Consider the following 681-nt stretch of genomic DNA (forward strand, 5'->3'; position numbering starts at 1 on the left):
CATGCCAGGATTAGTAGAATTAACTGATGTTGTTATAGGTGGAAGAGTGGATTTAGAAAACTGTCTAGGTATACAAGATGAAGACTGGCAAGCTAACTGTGATAAGGTGCTCAAAAAATATCCTCATATTAAAGCTTTCTCAAAAACCGTACGTAATGCTATGACAGCATCTCGTAATGAGTTATCTGGATTGTTATATACAGATGGTAAGTTATACACGTCTAAGAATTATGACATGAAAAACATCGTGGATCGCATAGGTGGTGGAGATGCTTTTATGGCAGGATTAATCTATGGTTTTTTAAATTTAGATCCACAAGAAACGGTAGAATTTGGTGTAGCGGCATCTGTTTTAAAACACAGTACAATAGGAGATGTCAATTTAAGTAGTAAAGAAGAAGTAGAAGAACTAGTAAAAGGCGATAACGTAGGTAGACTTTTAAGATAATGGAAATCACTCAATTTATTAAACAAACAGAATCACATAAAATTGTTCCGGTGTTCTTTCATCAGGATACAAACGTGGTGATCAATACCATTGAATCATCTTATAAAGGTGGAGTACGCATATTTGAATTTGTCAATCGTGGTCTTAATGGTCTCGAGACTTTTAAGACTATAATACCTCATTTTAAAAAGTATGATGATCTAGTGATAGGAGTAGGGACGATTTATGACTCA

1 protein-coding gene and 1 pseudogene are annotated in these 681 nt (G+C 34.5%); both read left to right on the top strand.

Annotation, left to right across the window (positions count from 1 at the left end; translation table 11 throughout):
• Positions 1 to 448: PfkB family carbohydrate kinase (locus IL45_RS01565; protein ID WP_036579460.1), on the top strand; the 448-nt coding region annotated here is incomplete at its 5' end.
• Positions 448 to 681, top strand: a pseudogene (locus tag IL45_RS01570) (bifunctional 4-hydroxy-2-oxoglutarate aldolase/2-dehydro-3-deoxy-phosphogluconate aldolase); the annotation flags it as partial. The gene IL45_RS01565 and the pseudogene IL45_RS01570, both read left to right, overlap by 1 nt.

The sequence above is a fragment of the Nonlabens ulvanivorans genome (assembly GCF_000732625.1).
In the GTDB taxonomy this organism is placed as follows: domain Bacteria; phylum Bacteroidota; class Bacteroidia; order Flavobacteriales; family Flavobacteriaceae; genus Nonlabens; species Nonlabens ulvanivorans.